This window comes from Haloarchaeobius amylolyticus, from assembly GCF_026616195.1.
Taxonomy (GTDB): domain Archaea; phylum Halobacteriota; class Halobacteria; order Halobacteriales; family Natrialbaceae; genus Haloarchaeobius; species Haloarchaeobius amylolyticus.
Genome location: NZ_JANHDH010000002.1, coordinates 112,240 through 129,186 on the forward strand (window position 1 = coordinate 112,240; position 16,947 = coordinate 129,186).

Sequence of the window (16,947 nt, forward strand, 5' to 3'; positions counted from 1 at the left end):
AATGGCAAGCCAACAGCGAGAAGCGAAAGTCTACGTCAACGGTAGTCTGGTCGGGACACACCCCGAACCACACGAGCTAGCAGAACAGATCCGAGAGGCACGACGACTGGGGGACGTCTCCGAGATGGTCAACGTCTCGGTCAAGGACCGTACCCGCGAGGTCATCATCAACGCCGACGCGGGGCGTGCCCGCCGCCCGCTGCTCGTCGTCGAGGACGGCGAGCCGCTCATCTCCGAAGAGGAGTTCCAGGCGGTCCAGAACGGCGAACTGGAGTTCGACGACCTCGTCGAGCACGGCTACGTCGAGTTCATCGACGCCGAGGAGGAGGAGGACATCTACGTCGCCGTCGACGAGGAGGACCTCAACGAGGACCACACGCACCTCGAGGTCGACCCGCAGCTCATCTTCGGTATCGGTGCGGGGATGATCCCGTACCCGGAACACAACGCGTCGCCCCGCATCACCATGGGTGCAGGGATGATCAAGCAGTCGCTGGGGCTGCCCGCGGCGAACTACCGTATCCGCCCGGACACGCGCCAGCACCTGCTGCACTACCCGCAGCTCTCGATGGTGAAGACCCAGACCACCGAGCAGATCGGCTACGACGACCGCCCGGCGGCCCAGAACTTCACCGTCGCGGTCATGTCCTACGAGGGCTTCAACATCGAGGACGCACTGGTCCTGAACGGCGGCTCGGTCGACCGCGCGCTCGCTCGCTCGCACTTCTTCCGTACCTACGAGGGCGAGGAGCGCCGGTACCCGGGTGGCCAGGAGGACCGCTTCGAGATTCCGAGCCAGGACGTCCGCGGTGCGCGTGGTGAGGACGCGTACACGCACCTGGACGAGGATGGCCTCGTCAACCCCGAGACGCGCGTCGGCGAGAACGACGTGCTGCTCGGGAAGACGTCGCCGCCGCGCTTCCTCGAGGAGCCGGACGACATGGGTGGCCTCTCGCCGCAGAAGCGCCGGGAGACCTCCGTCACGATGCGCTCGGGCGAGTCCGGTGTCGTCGACACCGTCACCCTGATGGAGGGCGAGGACGGCTCGAAGCTCTCGAAGGTGTCCGTGCGCGACCAGCGTATCCCCGAACTCGGGGACAAGTTCGCGTCGCGACACGGCCAGAAGGGTGTCGTCGGCCACATCGCGCCCCAGGAGGACATGCCCTTCACGCAGGAGGGTGTCGTCCCGGACCTCATCGTCAACCCGCACGCGCTGCCGTCGCGCATGACGGTCGGCCACGTGCTGGAGATGCTCGGCGGCAAGGTCGGCGCACTCGAAGGCCGACGTGTCGACGGGACGCCGTTCACCGGCGAGGACGAGTGGGAGATCCGCGGCGGGCTCGAGGAGGCCGGCTTCAAGTCCTCGGGCAAGGAGATCATGTACTCCGGCGTCACCGGCGAGAAGATCGAGGCCGAGATCTTCGTCGGGGTCATCTTCTACCAGAAGCTCTACCACATGGTCTCGAACAAACTGCACGCCCGCTCGCGCGGGCCGGTGCAGGTGCTCACGCGCCAGCCGACCGAGGGTCGTGCCCGCGAGGGTGGCCTGCGCGTCGGTGAGATGGAGCGTGACGTGCTCATCGGGCACGGTGCCGCGATGGCGCTCAAGGAACGGCTCCTCGACGAGTCCGACCGCGAGTTCATCAACGTGTGTGGCCAGTGTGGCATGAGCGCGGTCGAGAACGTCGACCAGCGCCGTGTCTACTGCCCGAACTGTGGCGAGGAGACGGACATCCACGAGATCGAGATGTCCTACGCGTTCAAACTGCTCCTCGACGAGATGAAGGCGCTCGGTATCGCCCCGCGACTGGAACTGGAGGACGCAGTCTAACATGGCAAGCTCACAGACACCGAAGGAGATCGGCGAGATCAACTTCGGACTGATGGACCCGGAGGAGTACCGAGAGATGTCCGCCACGAAGATCATCACGGCGGACACCTACGACGACGACGGCTTCCCCATCGACATGGGGCTGATGGACCCGCGCCTGGGCGTCATCGACCCCGGCCTGGAGTGCAAGACGTGCGGGAAGCACTCCGGTTCGTGTAACGGACACTTCGGCCACATCGAGCTGGCCGCACCCGTCATCCACGTCGGGTTCACGAAGCTCATCCGCCGCCTGCTGCGTGGCACCTGCCGCGAGTGTGCCCGCCTCTGTCTGACCGAGGACGAGAAAGAGGAGTTCCGCGAGCAGCTCACCCAGACGCGACGCCTCGGTGGCGACCTCAACGACGTGACGAAGGCCGCCATCCGCCAGGCCCGCAAGAAGGACCGCTGCCCGCACTGTGGCGAGATCCAGTTCGACATCCAGCACGAGAAGCCGACCACGTACTACGAGGTCCAGCAGGTGCTGACCGGCGAGTACTCCCAGCGCATCGCCGCCGCGATGCAGCCCGACCCCGACGACGAGGCCGACGAGGGGATGGGCCGCGAGGAGCTCGCCAACGAGACGGGCATCGACCTCTCGCGGGTCAACCAGATCCTCTCCGGTGAGTTCCGCCCGCGCGAGTCCGACCGCAAGAAGCTCGAGAAGGCACTCGACATCGACCTGACCGAGGAGGACATGAACAAACTGATGCCCTCGGACATCCGCGACTGGTTCGAGGACATCCCGGACGAGGACATCGAGGTGCTCGGCATCTCCGCCGAGAAGTCCCGGCCGGAGTGGATGATCCTGACGGTGCTGCCGGTCCCGCCGGTCACCGCCCGTCCCTCCATCACGCTGGACAACGGCCAGCGCTCCGAGGACGACCTGACCCACAAGCTCGTCGACATCATCCGCATCAACCAGCGGTTCATGGAGAACCGCGAGGCGGGTGCACCCCAGCTCATCATCGAGGACCTGTGGGAGCTGCTCCAGTACCACGTCACGACGTTCATGGACAACGAGATCTCGGGCACACCGCCGGCGCGACACCGCTCCGGCCGCCCGCTGAAGACGCTCTCCCAGCGCCTGAAGGGCAAGGAGGGTCGCTTCCGCGGCTCGCTGTCCGGGAAGCGCGTGAACTTCTCCGCGCGTACCGTCATCTCGCCGGACCCGACGCTCTCGCTGAACGAGGTCGGCGTCCCGGACCGCGTCGCCAAGGAGATGACACAGACGATGAACGTCACCGAGCGTAACATCGAGGACGCCAAGCGCTACGTCCGCAACGGCCCCGAGGGCCACCCGGGCGCGAACTACGTCCGGCGTGACGACGGGCGTCGCCTGAAGGTGACCGAGAAGAACTGCGAGGAGCTCGCCGAGAAGATTCTCCCCGGCTGGGAGGTCAACCGGCACCTCATCGACGGCGACATCGTCATCTTCAACCGGCAGCCGTCGCTGCACCGGATGTCCATCATGGCCCACGAGGTCGTGGTGATGCCCTACAAGACGTTCCGCCTGAACACTGTCGTCTGCCCGCCGTACAACGCGGACTTCGACGGTGACGAGATGAACATGCACGCGCTCCAGAACGAGGAGGCCCGTGCCGAGGCGCGCGTCCTCATGCGCGTGCAGGAGCAGATTCTCAGCCCGCGCTTCGGGCAGAACATCATCGGTGCCATCCAGGACCACATCAGTGGCACGTACCTGCTCACCCACGACAACCCGCAGTTCAACGAGACGCAGGCACTCGACCTGCTCCGTGCGACCCGCATCGACGAACTGCCCGAGCCGATGGGCCACGACGACGCGGACCGCCCGTACTGGACCGGCCGGCAGCTCTTCTCCGAGCTGCTCCCGGACGACCTGAACATGGAGTTCCAGTCGAACACGGGCGACACGGTCGTCATCGAGGACGGTCAGATGATCGAGGGCACCATCGACGAGGACGGCGTCGGCGCGTTCGGTGGCGAGGTCGTCGACACCATCGCGAAGGTGTACGGCATGACGCGTGCCCGCATCTTCATCAACGAGGTCGGCGCGCTCGCGATGCGCTCGATCATGCACTTCGGGTTCTCCATCGGGATCGACAACGAGACCATCCCGGAGGAGGCCCAGGAGCGCATCGACGAGACCATCGGCGACGCCTACGACCGCGTCGAGGAACTCATCTCGACGTACGAGGCGGGCGAACTCGAGTCCCTGCCCGGTCGGACCGTCGACGAGACGCTCGAGATGAAGATCATGCAGACGCTCGGGAAGGCCCGTGACAACGCCGGTGACATCGCGGAAGAGCACTTCCAGGACGACAACCCGGCGGTCGTCATGGCCAACTCCGGTGCCCGTGGGTCGATGCTCAACCTGACCCAGATGGCCGGCTGTGTCGGCCAGCAGGCAGTTCGAGGCGAGCGCATCAACCGTGGCTACGAGGACCGCACCCTGAGCCACTACAAGAAGAACGACCTGAGCGCGGAGGCACACGGCTTCGTCGAGCACTCCTACACCGGCGGCCTGACCCCCCGCGAGTTCTTCTTCCACGCGATGGGTGGCCGCGAGGGCCTGGTCGACACGGCAGTCCGTACCTCGAAGTCCGGGTACCTGCAGCGTCGCCTCATCAACGCGCTCTCCGAGCTGGAGACGCAGTACGACGGGACCGTCCGGGACACCTCGGACACCATCGTCCAGTTCGAGTTCGGCGAGGACGGCACCTCGCCGACGAAGGTCGCCTACGACGACGAGCACGGCATCGACGTCGACCAGATCGCAGACCGCATCATCGAGGCGGAGTTCGACAGCGAGGACTCCAAACTGGAGTTCCTCGGCGACAAGGCGCGCCCGACGAACCTCTCCGAGCACGCCGACGCACGTCGCAACCCCGACCTCCTGCAGGGGGTGGAATCCGATGATTGAACAGGAGTCCAATCAGGCTCACAGCCGAGCTTCGCTCGGAGGTGAACGATGACTGAATTCGACGTATCCGACGACATCGAGGCCGTCGTGGAGGACACGGACCTCCCGCGACGACTCAAGAACGAGGTGTACCGCACGGTCGAAGAGCGCGGCGCGACACTCGAGCAGGCCGACGAGATCGCCCGCGCGGTCGAGCACCGCTACCTCGACACCCGGGTCGACCCGCTCGACCCCGTCGGGACGGTGAGCGCGCAGTCCATCGGGGAACCGGGGACCCAGCTCACGATGAACACGTTCCACTACGCGGGTGTCGCAGAGATCGACGTCACCCAGGGCCTGCCGCGGCTCATCGAGCTGGTGGACGCCCGGAAGACGCCGGACACGCCGATGATGACGGTGTACCTCGAGGACGAGTACGCGACCGAACGCGAGCGCGCCCACGAGGTCGTCTGGCAGATCGAGGCGACGAAGATCCTCGCGCTGGGTGACATCTCGACGAACGTCGCCGACATGCGCGTGCAGGTCAGCCTGAACCCGGACACGCTCCAGGAGCGCTGGCCGACCATGGAGAGCACGGACGAGATCGCCGGCGAGGTCGCCGACATCATCGAGGACAGCCTCGGCGTGACGACCATCCAGCAGGGGACGGACATCGAGTTCGGCCCCGAGGAGCCCAGCTACCGCGACCTGCTCCAGCTGGTCGAGGAGCTGCGCGACATCACGTTCAAGGGCATCGAGGAGGTCACCCGCGTCGTCATCCGCAAGGAGGAGACCGACGAGGGCGAGGAGTTCGTCCTCTACACCGAGGGGTCGGCCTTCGGCGACGTGCTCACCATCGAGGGCGTCGACGCCTCGCGTTCGACGTGTAACAACATCCACGAGATCCACCGCGAGCTCGGCATCGAGGCGGCTCGCGAGGCCATCATCGAGGAGACGAAGAACACGCTCGAAGAGCAGGGTCTCGACGACGTGAACATCCGGCACCTGATGCTGGTCGCCGACATCATGACGAACCGCGGCGAGATCGAGTCCATCGGCCGCCACGGCATCTCCGGCTCGAAGGAGTCGGTGCTCGCCCGCGCGGCGTTCGAGGTCACGGTCAACCACCTGCTCGACGCGGCCATCCACGGCGAGGTCGACGACCTCAACGGCGTCACCGAGAACGTCATCGTCGGCAAGCCCATCAAACTGGGCACGGGTGACGTGAACCTGAAGATGGGTTCGGTCAGTCGCCAGCCCGAGCAGGCAGACTGATGGCGATCACGCTGTCCGACGAGGCACGGCGCATCCTGGCGCTGTTCGAGGAGGTGACGGGTGCGACCGGACGTGACTGTCTGGTCGACGACGACCGGGTCGTCGTCCTCGTCGCGGCTGGCGAGATGGGCGAGGCCATCGGTCCGGGCGGCCAGCACGTCCGCGACTTCGAGGAGCGGCTCAATCGCGACGTCAAGCTCGTCGAGGACGCGGACCTCGTCGAGGACTTCGTCGCGAACGCGCTGGCGCCCGCGGCGGTGTACCACGTCACGATGAGCGAGAACGGCGACACGGTCGCCTATGCGGAGGTCGCCGAGGAGGACACGGGTGTCGCCATCGGCGTCGACGGCCGGAACATCGACGCGGCGCGGCGGCTCGCGTCCCGGCACTTCGGCGTGGACGACATCCAGTTGACCTGAACTCGGGTCGACACCTCAATTCCCAGCAGAAATTTATCTACCCTGGCGTCCTATCAGTAGTCGTTACTATGGTCCGCACTCGTTCCAGTGGAGGTGTCCCGAAGTGAAACTCGCGATGATCGGCTTCGGGCAGGCGGGGGGGAAGGTCGTCGACCGGTTCATCGAGTTCGACCGACAGACGCGGGGCAAGACGGTCCGTGCGGCTATCGCGGTCAACACGGCCAAATCCGACCTCCACGGGCTGGAGCACATCCCGCAGGAGAACCGGGTCCTCATCGGACAGACCCGGGTGAAAGGCCACGGCGTCGGTGCCGACAACGAGCTCGGGGCCGAGGTGGCCCAGGAGGACATCGAGGAGGTCCAGGCGGCGCTCGACGGCGTCCCGGTCCACGAGGTCGACGCGTTCCTCATCGTCGCCGGTCTCGGCGGCGGGAGCGGGAGCGGTGGCGCGCCCGTGCTCGCGAAGCACCTCAAGCGCATCTACAGCGAACCGGTCTACGGACTCGGCATCCTCCCGAGTTCGGAGGAGGGCGGCATCTACACGCTGAACGCGGCGCGGTCGTTCCAGACGTTCGTCCGCGAGGTGGACAACCTCATCGTGTTCGACAACGACGCCTGGCGGGCGACCGGCGAGTCGGTCGAGGGTGGGTACGCGAAGATCAACGACGAGATCGTCCGCCGGCTCGGACTGCTGTTCGGGGCGGGCGAGGTCGACGAGGGCGACGTGGTCGCAGAGAGCGTCGTGGACTCCTCGGAGATCATCAACACGCTGGCGGGCGGTGGCATCTCGACCATCGGGTACGCGGTCGACCAGCTCGGCGACCAGAAGAAGGGTGGGCTGCTCTCGCGCTTCTCGAAGGAGGCGGACCTCGACGAGGTCGACGAGACGAACCGCATCACGTCGCTGGTGCGCAAGGCGACGCTGGGGCGGCTCACGCTGCCCTGCGAGGTCCAGGGCACCGAGCGCGCGCTGCTGGTGGTCGCGGGCCCGCCGAACCGGCTCAACCGCAAGGGTATCGAGCGCGGGCGGAAGTGGCTCGAGGAGCAGACCGGTTCGATGGAGATCCGCGGCGGCGACTACCCGCTCCCGAAGGAGAACGCGGTGGCGTGTGCCGTCCTGCTCTCGGGCGTGAACAACGTGCCGCGGGTCAAGGAACTACAGCAGGTCGCCATCGAGGCACTGGAGAACATCGAGGACATCCGCGAGCAGTCCGACCGGAACCTCGCGGAGTTGCTCGCGGACGGCGACGAGGAACTCTCCCCGCTGTTCTGAGGTAGCCCGTCGTCTGTCCCTGGTGGCTTCGAGACCACGACCGCGTGACGGACTAGCACGTTCGTCCCCCTGATTTCGCAGGGTCTCGCCCCGGCAGCGGCCGCGCTCTCGGTGTCGAGGCGGCGCCAGGCACGACCCGAACGAACGGCGTTGCGCCGACCTTACTCGATAAAACGCTCGCAGAACCCGTAATTCGATTCGCTGAGACGGCCTCAGATTCCTTCTTTACCCCCTCTCGCGCCCGCTGGAGGCGTAACTCCCGGGCCAAAGAGGGAGGCTTAAGTGCCTCCGTCAGGTAGCGACTGATACTATGGCAAACGGCAAATACGCCGCACGCAAACTGAAGAAGGACCGCCAGGAACAGCGGTGGTCCGACTCGAAGTACGCCCGACGCGAGCGCGGGCTTCGCAAGAAGTCCGACCCCCTCGAGGGGGCGCCGCAGGGTCGAGGTATCGTCCTGGAGAAGGTCGGCATCGAGGCGAAGCAGCCGAACTCCGCGATCCGGAAGTGTGTCCGCGTCCAGCTCATCAAGAACGGGAAGCAGGTCACCGCGTTCTGCCCCGGTGACGGCGCCATCTCGTTCATCGACGAGCACGACGAGGTCACCATCGCCGGTATCGGTGGTGCGAAGGGTCGCGCGATGGGTGACCTCTCCGGCGTGAACTACAAGGTCGAGAAGGTCAACGGCGTCTCGCTCCTCGAACTGGTCCGCGGGAACGCAGAGAAACCGGTGCGCTAAACCATGGCAGCAGAAGATACACCCGAGCCGGACAAGCCCGCCGGCACCGACGAGGAGGGCGCACGCGCGAAGCTCTTCACGAAGTGGGACATCACGGAGATCGAGTACCGTGACCCCTCGACGGAGCGCTACATCACGGTCACCCCCATCGCGCACACGATGGGCCGTCACGCCTCCAAGCAGTTCAAGAAGTCCGAGATCTCCATCGTCGAGCGGCTCACGAACCGCCTGATGCAGACCGAGGAGAACACGGGCAAGAAGCAGAAGGCCCTGCAGATCGTCCGCGATGCGTTCGACATCATCCACGAGCGCACCGAGGAGAACCCGGTGCAGGTGCTCGTCCGTGCCGTCGAGAACGCGGCACCCCGCGAGGAGACCGTCCGTCTCAAGTACGGTGGCATCTCCGTCCCGAAGGCCGTCGACGTCGCGCCCCAGCGTCGCGTCGACCAGGCCCTGAAGTTCATCGCCGACGGCGCCCAGAAGGCATCCTACAAGACCGGCAAGCCGGCTGCCGAGGGCCTCGCCCAGCAGCTCATCGGCGCGTCCAACTACGACGTCCAGGCCTACCCGATCAGCCAGAAGGAAGAGAAAGAGCGCGTCGCGGCCGCGGCTCGCTAACGTCTGCGATTTCTTCTCTCGTCTTTCGCGCTTCGTGAGTGGCGACGCCGTGGTTCGATTTCGGGTCCCGGGTTCGCGGTCTGCCTGACGTGTGTCGGCTGGTGAGGATGGCGTGTGTCGATTGCTGAAAGCGGCCAGCGGGCTCGCGCTGGCGTCCATGACCGCCCCGCAGCCGCCCCGCACCACACCCTCCCCAGCCGATTCCGTTCCTCGCTCCGTTTCGCTGCGCTCCACTCCGCTGCGGTACTCATCCCTCGCACGGCTCGGCCTCGCGGCCTCGTTGGCTCACGGGTCGTTCCTCCCCGTTCGCTCTGCGGCACTCCGTGCCGCGCTACTCGGCACACTCGCCAGCGCGCGCCACGTGTGCGCTCCCGGAGCACCCGGCACCCGGAATCGTCAACCGACACGATTTTCCCGGTTGACGAGCCTCTGTATCCCGTATGGCAGAACGAGAGGGACGATCGGAGTACGGGAACGTCGACCTCGTCGGCGACGAGACGGTCAAGCAGGTGGCGGTCGCGGCGGTGCTGGCGGCGCTGACCGCGGCACTGGCACAGGTATCGATTCCGCTGCCGGGGCTGCCGGCGCCCATCTCCTTCCAGCTGTTCGGCGTCTACTTCGCCGGGCTGTTACTGGGTGCGCGCTGGGGTGGCTTCTCGGTGGCGCTGTACCTGCTCGTGGGGGCCGCGGGCGCGCCGGTGTTCTCGAACGGGAGCGGTGGCCTCGGGGTGTTGCTCGGGCCGACCGGCGGCTACCTGTTCGGGTACCTGCTCGCGGCGGTGGTCATCGGCCTCGTGGTGCACCGGGGGCTGGAGACGCGCTCGCTGACGCAGGTGCCGGTGTGGCTGCAGGCGGGCGCGCTGTTGCTCGGGCTGGCCATCATCTACGCGCTGGGCGTGCCGTGGCTGGCGGAGACCACGTCGTACTCGCTGGAGAAGTCCATCCAGATCGGGATGGTCATCTTCGTGCCGGGTGACCTGCTGAAGATCGCGGCGACCATCGGGGTCGTCCGGGCGGGGCTGTTCGACGCCGTCGCGGCATGATACAGACGCGCGACCTGGTGCATCGCTTCGGCGACCACCGGGCGCTCGACGGTGTCTCGCTCTCGATTCCCGACGGCGAGTTCGTGCTCGTCGTGGGGCCGAACGGGAGCGGGAAGACGACGCTGGTGCGCCACTTCAACGGGCTGCTGGCGCCCGACGAGGGCGCGGTCGTGGTCGACGACACGCCGGTCGCCGAGGACCCGGTCGCCGCCCGCACGAGCGTCGGGATGGTGTTCCAGCACGCCCGCGACCAGCTGGTCGCGTCGACCGTCGGCGGGGACGTGGCCTTCGGCCCCGAGAACCTCGGGCTTGCCCGCGAGGAGATAGACCGGCGCGTGGCAGAATCGCTCGACGCGGTCGGCATGACCGGCCGCGAGGACGAGCGCGTGGACGAACTCTCCGGTGGCGAGCAGTCCCGGGTGGCAATCGCGGGCGCGCTCGCGATGGAGCCGAATCACCTCGTGCTGGACGAGCCCTTCGCCGGGCTGGACCAGCGTGCCCGCCGGTCGGTGCTCGACAGGCTCGACGCGCTCCACGCCGAGGGGACCAGCGTCGTCGTCGTCACGCACGACCTGCGGGACCTGTTCGAGCGCGCCGAGCGCGTGGTCGCGATGGCCGACGGGCGGGTGGTCGGAGACGGCACCCCCGACGACGTCGCGGACGACCTCGCCGGGCTGGGTGTGGACGTGCCATGCTGACCTACGCGCCGGGCGAGTCGGTCGTCCACCGGCTCGACGCGCGCTCGAAACTGGCGTTCCAGCTGGGCTTCGCGGCGGCCGCGTTCGCGCACCCCGAGCCGGACTGGCTGGCCGGGCTGGCGGTCGTGGCGGCGCTGGGACTCGCGCTGGCGCGGCTCTCGCCGGTGCGGGTGTTCCGGGAGTACTGGTTCGTCTTCCTCCTGCTCCTGAGCAGCCCGCTGGTCGCGGCGGTGTCGCTCTCCGCGCCGTGGGTCGTGCCAGCGCGGGCGGTCGACCCGCTGCTGGCGGTCTCGCGCGTCGGGCTCATCCTGTTCGTGAGCGCGGTATACGTTAGGACGACGCCGGTCCGGGAGACGCGGGCGGCCATCCAGCGCCACGTCCCCGGGAAGACGGGACGGCTGCTCGGTGTCGGTGTGGCACTGACGCTCCGGTTCGTGCCGGTGCTGACGCGGGACCTCCGGTCGGTCAGAGATGCGATCCGGGCGCGGGGTGGGGAGAACAGGTCGGTGGTCGACCGCGGCCGGCGGCTCGGGACGGTCGGATTGTCGCGGGCGCTGGAGCGGGCAGACCGGCTGTCGGTGGCGCTCCGGGCGCGGTGTTTCTCGTGGAACCCGACACCGCCCGAGATGACGTTCTCGCGGGTCGATTACGCCGTGCTGGCGGTGGGCGTCGGGCTCGGTATCGCGGGGCTGGTGCCGGTGGTAGCCGGGGTGGCCGGTGGCCTGGTACCGGTGGTTGTCGGCCTCGTCGGCTGACTCACTGCGCCGCCGCGGCGTCGACGACCCGCCCGAGGAACAGCACGGAGTCGGTCTCGCGGTGCCGGATGGCGAACAGGAACGGCCGGTCCGCGACGAACTCGAAGGGGTCCATCGGGGCGGAGTCGGTGCCGACGACGACCGCCGTCGCCGCCGCGGCCTCGGTCCCGTTCTCGTCGACCGCGACGAAGGTCTGGTGGACCACGTCGTCGATGGCGAGCCGTTCCGGGGTGCCGGGCTCGACCATCCCGGAGAAGTCCGCGAGGTCGTGGTCGAAGGCGTCCGCCATCCCGAGGTCCTTCAGGGCCTGGTTCAGGCCGACCGCGGAGCCGAAGGTGAACTTCGGGAGGACGACCCGACCCTCGTTGGGTTCGAGCGCGTCGAACAGGCCGTGGAGGGCGTCTGCGTCCAGGTTCTGCTCGTAGGATTCGAACTCGCCTTCGGGCGGCAGGATGACGACCATGCTGGCCGCGTCGCCCTCGTAGGGCAGCTCGACTGCCTGCGCGCCGTCGACCTCGGCGTAGGGGACCGACAGCTCGGACTGGCGCATGAGGGGGACCTGCGTCTCGGCGTCGTCGAGGGCGGTGAAGGTACCCTGGCTGGTCGCGTCCTCCGGGAAGGTGTTGACCCACTGGGCCTTGAAGTAGACCGCGTTGGTCCCGACGAGCCGGGTGTCGTCCGTGATGGTGCCCGGCGAGAGCAGGTCCTGGATGCGGTCCTCGGTCTGGTCGGCGACCCAGTCGTTGATGGTCACGCGGGCCGGTTCGGGCTCGGCGACGAAGTCGAGGGTGCGGAGGCCGGCGCCATAGTTCCGGGCGATGACGTCGAGGTACTCCTCGCTGAAGGGGTAGTCCGACTGCCCCCAGAGGGCGTTCACGAGGTCGAGGCGGAAGCTCTCGTCCTCGGCGTCGGCGGGGGTGTCGATGGCGAGGTCGAGCCGGTTGAACGTCGGGTGGAGGTCTGCCTGGTCCTCGACGTAGTGCAGCGTCTCGGCGATCTGGGCCTCGGTGTCGCCGCGGGCACCCGCCCACACCATCGCCATCGCGAGCGAGATGGAGAGCGGCGAGACGAACAGGTTCTCGCCCGGCTTCGCGGCCACGCGGTTGTGGTGCAGGTCCAGGGCGAACGCGGTGTTGGCACGGACCTGCTCGCGGAGCGTGTCCGTGTCGACGGCCGGGTCGGTGTCGCGGGCGAGGTCGGAGGCGAGCAGGCCGGGCGTCACGGTCGAGCCACCGTTGCCGAGGCTCCCGAGACAGCCGGCCAGGGCCGGGATGGAGAGCGCGCCCGCCAGGGCGAGCACCTCTCTGCGGTTCCAGGTGTTCATGCCGGTACAGAGGTGCTCCGAGCTTATCTCGGCGCGCTTACGTAAAAGAGCGATTTGAACCTGGCGAGAGCACGGCGCTCAGTCTGCGGCCTGCTGTCGGCCGAGCGCATACTCCCGGGTCACGTCGACCAGGGCCTTCCGGTACCCGCTCTCGCTCGGGTCGTCGGCCAGCGTTGCGAAGTGGCGCTTGAATCGCTCGACGCTCACGTCCGGCGCGTCGCTCGCGGCCACGCGTGCGAGTTCGTACATCGGGTGGTCGTCGTCGACGAGGTCGTGGCGTTCCACCAGCGCGAGCGCGAAGGCCGCGTTGACCGCCGTGATGTCCGGGTCGGCACCCGGCTGGATGGGCATGAGCCCGGCCCGTGGCGGGCTCGGCTGGTCGGCGACCGCCGCGGCGAGGCTCGATTCGAGGAAGGAGACGAGCTTCTCCGGCGGGGACACCCGCATCGTGATGTCGTCGGCGTAGATGTCCTTCATGTGGTTGGCGATCTGGTAGCAGTGTGCGACCTTGCGGCGCTCGACGCTGTTGCCCGCGAGGCCCAGGAAGAGGGCCTCGTCGGTCGACTGGACGTGCGAGGGGTGTTCCTCCTCGTAGCGCACCATGTGCGCGAACTCGTGGATGGTGAGTTCGCGGGCCATCACGCTCGTCGCGGCCCGTCGCGAGATGTTGAGGACGTGGTGGTCGTCGTAGTGGCCTGTCCAGGTCCGCTCGTCGGGGTCCTCCCTGACGTGGACGCGGATCGGCAACTCGACGTCGGCCTCGGTCTCGAAGAGGTCCCGGGCGCTCAAGAAGGGAGCCGTGGGCCCGGAACCCTGTACGCGAACCTCCATGCTATACTCTCTCAAGCGTTCGGGCGTCATGAGGGTTCCGGCTACGTGAACCGTTGCCGATAGTGGGTACCGGGTCGAGATTCGGCGGTCAACCGGGGAGTACTGTGCGTACCATTGACTCACCAAGTCGTTCTGAGGGCCCCGAAAACGGGCGTCTCACGGTGTCACGGCGAATCGAAAACAGCATACTTTTACCGCCTTCGTCGGTACGCAACACCAATGGGTAGACGAAAGAAGATCGTCGAACAGTGCGAACGGCTGATGGACAAGCCGGAGCAGATCCGGAACATCGCCATCGCCGCGCACGTCGACCACGGTAAGACGACACTGACAGACAACCTGCTCGCCGGGACGGGCATGATCGCCGACGAAGGTGAGGCGACCAAGCTCATGATGGACACGGAGGAGGACGAGCAGGAACGTGGGATCACCATCGACGCGGCGAACGTGTCGATGACCCACGAGGTAGACGGCGACAACCACCTCATCAACCTCATCGACACGCCGGGCCACGTCGACTTCGGTGGCGACGTGACCCGTGCGATGCGTGCCGTCGACGGCGCGCTCGTCGTCGTGGACGCGGTCGAGGGCGCCATGCCCCAGACCGAGACTGTCGTCCGTCAGGCACTCCGCGAGGGTGTGAAGCCGGCCCTGTTCATCAACAAGGTCGACCGCCTCATCTCCGAGCTGCAGGAGGGTCCCGAGGAGATGCAAAAGCGTCTCCAGAAGGTCATCGGCGACGTCAACGAACTCATCGCCGGCATGACCGAGGACATGGACGACGTCGACGACTGGACGGTCTCCGTCCAGGACGGCACCGTCGCGTTCGGGTCCGCCCTGTACATGTGGGGTGTCTCGGTGAACTCCATGCAGCGCACCGGCATGGACTTCGGCGACATCATCGAGCTCGAGCGCGCGGACAAGCGCAAGGAGCTCCACGAGAAGACGCCGCTCTCGAACGTCGTGCTCGACATGGTCGTCGAGCACTTCCCGGACCCCATCGAGGCCCAGCCCCGCCGTATCCCGCGCATCTGGCGCGGTGACGACGAGTCCGAGATCGCAGAGCAGATGCGTCTCGTCGACGACGACGGCGAGGTCGTCTTCATGTGTACCGACATCCACATGGACCCCCACGCTGGCGAGGTCGCGACCGGTCGCGTCTTCTCCGGCACCATGGAGAAGGGTCAGGACCTCCACGTGTCCGGCACCGCCGGCACGAACCGCCTGCAGTCCGTCGGACTGTTCATGGGTGGCGAGCGCGAGGAAGTGGACCACGTCCCCGCGGGGAACATCGCCGCGGTCACGGGTCTGAAGGACGCCATCGCCGGCTCCACCGTCTCCTCGCTGGAGATGACCCCGTTCGAGTCCATCGAACACATCTCCGAGCCGGTCATCACGAAGTCCGTCGAGGCGAAGAACATGGACGACCTGCCGAAGCTCATCGAGACGCTCCGTCAGGTGTCCAAGGAGGACCCGACGATCCAGATCACCATCAACGAGGACACGGGCGAGCACCTCATCTCCGGGCAGGGCGAGCTCCACCTCGAGGTCATCACCCAGCGCATCGAGCGCAACCAGGGCATCCCGGTCATCACCGGTGAGCCCATCGTCGTCTACCGCGAGGCGCCGCGCGCGGAGACCGGCGAGGTCGAGGGCATCTCCCCGAACCGCCACAACCGGTTCTACATGACCCTCGAACCGCTCAGCGAGGACATCGTCGAGACCATCCGCATGGGTGAGGTCTCGATGGACATGCCCGAACTGGAGCGCCGTGAGGCCTTCCAGGAGGCCGGCATGGACAAGGACACGTCCCAGAACGTCGAGCACATCTTCGGGACGAACCTCCTCATCGACGACACGAAGGGTATCCAGCACCTCAACGAGACGATGGAACTCGTCATCGAGGGGCTCGAGGAGGCCCTCGAGGACGGCCCGCTGGCCGCCGAGCCCGTCCAGGGCGCGATGCTGCGCCTGAAGGACGCCCGCCTCCACGAGGACACCATCCACCGTGGCCCGGCCCAGGTCATCCCGGCAGTCCGGGAGGCCGTCCACCGCGCGCTCATCCACTCGGGTGTCGCGCTGATGGAGCCGATGCAGGACGTCCGCATCGACGTGCCGAACGAGCACATGGGCGCCGCCTCCGGCGAGATCCAGGGTCGCCGTGGCCGCGTCGACGACATGTACCAGGAGGGTGACCTCATGGTCGTCGAGGGCATCGCGCCCGTCGACGAGATGATCGGCTTCTCCTCCGACATCCGCAGCGCGACCGAGGGTCGTGCGTCGTGGAACACGGAGAACGCCGGCTTCGAGTTCATGTCCGACAGTCTCCAGGAGGAGAAGATCATGGAGATCCGCGAGCGCAAGGGCATGAAGCTCGAGCTGCCCGAGGGCGCCGACTACCTGTAACCCGGTTCTCCTTTCTCTCCCGTTCTCGCGACCGCCCAGCCGCGGGTCTGTCGGCGAAGGTGACTGTAAGATACGCTATCAGGAACGTTTATTCTATACCGCGATACATACGGAACGTAACGTGCCCGCAGGTTGCCAACACTGTGGTCGTCGGCTCGTCCCGGTCGGTGTCCACACCACGGTCGTCTCGCCGCCCATCACCGCCGGTGGCGGGTCAGAAGAGGAGCACCCGGACGAGTCGATACCGGCGGGCGAGCGCGAGGAGTTGCGCCGGGAGGTGGTCGACCTCGCAGAGCGCACCGTGGTCGTGCGCGCGGTCGCGCTGCGGCCGGACGACCCCGAGCCGGTCGTCGCGGAGTGGTGTCCCGACGCGTCCTGTCCCGGCCAGAGAGAGGCACGGGAGGCCGTCACGGCGCACCTCGCACAGCTGGCCGAGACGTACCGGGAGTGAGCAGTCTTCGATTCTCCGAGGATCAGAACGGCAGGTAGCTGTCGTACAGGTCGTCGATGCGGTCGTTTATCGCGGAGCCGTCCTGTGACCCCCACGGGTAGCGCGAGAAGTAGAAGCCACAGGCGACGATGATGGCGAGGGTCTGGGCGAGTTCCGGGGCGAGGACGCTCCCGACGAGCAGGATGACGAACGCGAGGACGCCGGCGACCACGACGTCGAACAGCTGTCGTGCGATGGACATACGGGAGGCTTCGGCCGACGAGACAAGAAGTCACCGAAGGTGAGGAGAGTTTTGCGAGTGGCTGAAGGCTTATATCGCTCAGGAAGGTCAGACCTACGTATGGACCGACGACGCGCCGTGTTC

Annotated in this window: 15 protein-coding genes; 12 read left to right on the plus strand and 3 right to left on the minus strand. The window is 67.1% G+C overall.

Translation table 11 applies throughout. From position 1 onward, the window contains the following. The first annotated feature begins 1 nt into the window (after nt 1). From rpoB to NOV86_RS13035, 10 genes are all read left to right on the plus strand, one after another. A complete protein-coding gene (rpoB, locus tag NOV86_RS12990; protein ID WP_267641897.1) occupies nt 2-1,831 on the plus strand; it encodes a DNA-directed RNA polymerase subunit B in 1,830 nt (609 codons plus the stop codon). A 1-nt stretch (nt 1,832) separates the two neighbouring features. After that, complete coding sequence (locus NOV86_RS12995; protein ID WP_267641898.1) at nt 1,833-4,772, plus strand: DNA-directed RNA polymerase subunit A'; 2,940 nt, start codon at nt 1,833-1,835, stop codon at nt 4,770-4,772. Nucleotides 4,773-4,820: 48 nt separating this feature from the next. Beyond that, nucleotides 4,821-6,026 (plus strand): DNA-directed RNA polymerase subunit A'', encoded by a 1,206-nt coding sequence (gene rpoA2 / locus NOV86_RS13000; RefSeq protein ID WP_267641899.1) that lies wholly within the window; start codon nt 4,821-4,823, stop codon nt 6,024-6,026. Next, nucleotides 6,026-6,445 (plus strand): NusA-like transcription termination signal-binding factor, encoded by a 420-nt coding sequence (locus tag NOV86_RS13005; protein ID WP_267641901.1) that lies wholly within the window; start codon nt 6,026-6,028, stop codon nt 6,443-6,445. Before rpoA2 ends, NOV86_RS13005 begins: the two co-directional genes overlap by 1 nt. A 115-nt stretch (nt 6,446-6,560) precedes the next feature. Continuing rightward, nucleotides 6,561-7,718, plus strand: coding sequence for a tubulin/FtsZ family protein (locus tag NOV86_RS13010; RefSeq protein ID WP_303647785.1), 1,158 nt, complete (start codon nt 6,561-6,563; stop codon nt 7,716-7,718). A gap of 310 nt (nt 7,719-8,028) precedes the next feature. Further along, nucleotides 8,029-8,457 (plus strand): 30S ribosomal protein S12, encoded by a 429-nt coding sequence (locus tag NOV86_RS13015; RefSeq protein ID WP_267641904.1) that lies wholly within the window; start codon nt 8,029-8,031, stop codon nt 8,455-8,457. A 3-nt stretch (nt 8,458-8,460) separates the two neighbouring features. Continuing rightward, nucleotides 8,461-9,075: a 30S ribosomal protein S7 gene (locus NOV86_RS13020; protein ID WP_267641906.1), complete on the plus strand. Its 615-nt coding sequence runs from the start codon at nt 8,461-8,463 to the stop codon at nt 9,073-9,075. 440 nt (nt 9,076-9,515) lie between these two features. Next, nucleotides 9,516-10,118, plus strand: coding sequence for a biotin transporter BioY (locus tag NOV86_RS13025; RefSeq protein ID WP_267641908.1), 603 nt, complete (start codon nt 9,516-9,518; stop codon nt 10,116-10,118). After that, nucleotides 10,115-10,816 (plus strand): energy-coupling factor ABC transporter ATP-binding protein, encoded by a 702-nt coding sequence (locus NOV86_RS13030; RefSeq protein WP_267641910.1) that lies wholly within the window; start codon nt 10,115-10,117, stop codon nt 10,814-10,816. Before NOV86_RS13025 ends, NOV86_RS13030 begins: the two co-directional genes overlap by 4 nt. Beyond that, complete coding sequence (locus NOV86_RS13035; protein ID WP_267641912.1) at nt 10,810-11,571, plus strand: energy-coupling factor transporter transmembrane component T family protein; 762 nt, start codon at nt 10,810-10,812, stop codon at nt 11,569-11,571. The genes NOV86_RS13030 and NOV86_RS13035 overlap by 7 nt, the downstream gene beginning before the upstream one ends. Nucleotide 11,572: 1 nt before the next feature. Here the strand turns inward: NOV86_RS13035 and NOV86_RS13040 are convergent, their stop codons facing one another. Together NOV86_RS13040 and NOV86_RS13045 are read right to left on the minus strand one after the other, a co-directional pair. After that, on the minus strand, nt 11,573-12,895 hold the full coding sequence (locus NOV86_RS13040; RefSeq protein ID WP_267641914.1) for a serpin family protein: 1,323 nt from the start codon (nt 12,893-12,895) through the stop codon (nt 11,573-11,575). A 78-nt stretch (nt 12,896-12,973) separates the two neighbouring features. After that, nucleotides 12,974-13,726 (minus strand): DUF5781 family protein, encoded by a 753-nt coding sequence (locus tag NOV86_RS13045; protein WP_267641915.1) that lies wholly within the window; start codon nt 13,724-13,726, stop codon nt 12,974-12,976. Between the two features lie 219 nt (nt 13,727-13,945). On the opposite strand from NOV86_RS13045, the gene NOV86_RS13050 reads away from it, so the two are divergent. Both NOV86_RS13050 and NOV86_RS13055 read left to right on the plus strand, forming a co-directional pair. Next, a complete protein-coding gene (locus NOV86_RS13050; RefSeq protein ID WP_267641917.1) occupies nt 13,946-16,132 on the plus strand; it encodes an elongation factor EF-2 in 2,187 nt (728 codons plus the stop codon). A 121-nt stretch (nt 16,133-16,253) separates the two neighbouring features. After that, nucleotides 16,254-16,583: a hypothetical protein gene (locus tag NOV86_RS13055; RefSeq protein ID WP_267641918.1), complete on the plus strand. Its 330-nt coding sequence runs from the start codon at nt 16,254-16,256 to the stop codon at nt 16,581-16,583. Between the two features lie 22 nt (nt 16,584-16,605). On the opposite strand, the gene NOV86_RS13060 is transcribed toward NOV86_RS13055, so the two are convergent. Continuing rightward, complete coding sequence (locus tag NOV86_RS13060) at nt 16,606-16,824, minus strand: hypothetical protein (protein WP_267641919.1); 219 nt, start codon at nt 16,822-16,824, stop codon at nt 16,606-16,608. Nucleotides 16,825-16,947: the final 123 nt, after the last annotated feature.

Bases quoted from the DNA above. Each gene is read 5' to 3' on its own strand.
- rpoB (WP_267641897.1), top strand. From the start codon at position 2: ATGGCAAGCCAACAGCGAGAAGCGAAAGTCTACGTCAACGGTAGTCTG.
- NOV86_RS12995 (WP_267641898.1), top strand. From the start codon at position 1,833: ATGGCAAGCTCACAGACACCGAAGGAGATCGGCGAGATCAACTTCGGA.
- rpoA2 (WP_267641899.1), top strand. From the start codon at position 4,821: ATGACTGAATTCGACGTATCCGACGACATCGAGGCCGTCGTGGAGGAC.
- NOV86_RS13005 (WP_267641901.1), top strand. From the start codon at position 6,026: ATGGCGATCACGCTGTCCGACGAGGCACGGCGCATCCTGGCGCTGTTC.
- NOV86_RS13010 (WP_303647785.1), top strand. From the start codon at position 6,561: ATGATCGGCTTCGGGCAGGCGGGGGGGAAGGTCGTCGACCGGTTCATC.
- NOV86_RS13015 (WP_267641904.1), top strand. From the start codon at position 8,029: ATGGCAAACGGCAAATACGCCGCACGCAAACTGAAGAAGGACCGCCAG.
- NOV86_RS13020 (WP_267641906.1), top strand. From the start codon at position 8,461: ATGGCAGCAGAAGATACACCCGAGCCGGACAAGCCCGCCGGCACCGAC.
- NOV86_RS13025 (WP_267641908.1), top strand. From the start codon at position 9,516: ATGGCAGAACGAGAGGGACGATCGGAGTACGGGAACGTCGACCTCGTC.
- NOV86_RS13030 (WP_267641910.1), top strand. From the start codon at position 10,115: ATGATACAGACGCGCGACCTGGTGCATCGCTTCGGCGACCACCGGGCG.
- NOV86_RS13035 (WP_267641912.1), top strand. From the start codon at position 10,810: ATGCTGACCTACGCGCCGGGCGAGTCGGTCGTCCACCGGCTCGACGCG.
- NOV86_RS13040 (WP_267641914.1), bottom strand. From the start codon at position 12,895: ATGAACACCTGGAACCGCAGAGAGGTGCTCGCCCTGGCGGGCGCGCTC.
- NOV86_RS13045 (WP_267641915.1), bottom strand. From the start codon at position 13,726: ATGGAGGTTCGCGTACAGGGTTCCGGGCCCACGGCTCCCTTCTTGAGC.
- NOV86_RS13050 (WP_267641917.1), top strand. From the start codon at position 13,946: ATGGGTAGACGAAAGAAGATCGTCGAACAGTGCGAACGGCTGATGGAC.
- NOV86_RS13060 (WP_267641919.1), bottom strand. From the start codon at position 16,824: ATGTCCATCGCACGACAGCTGTTCGACGTCGTGGTCGCCGGCGTCCTC.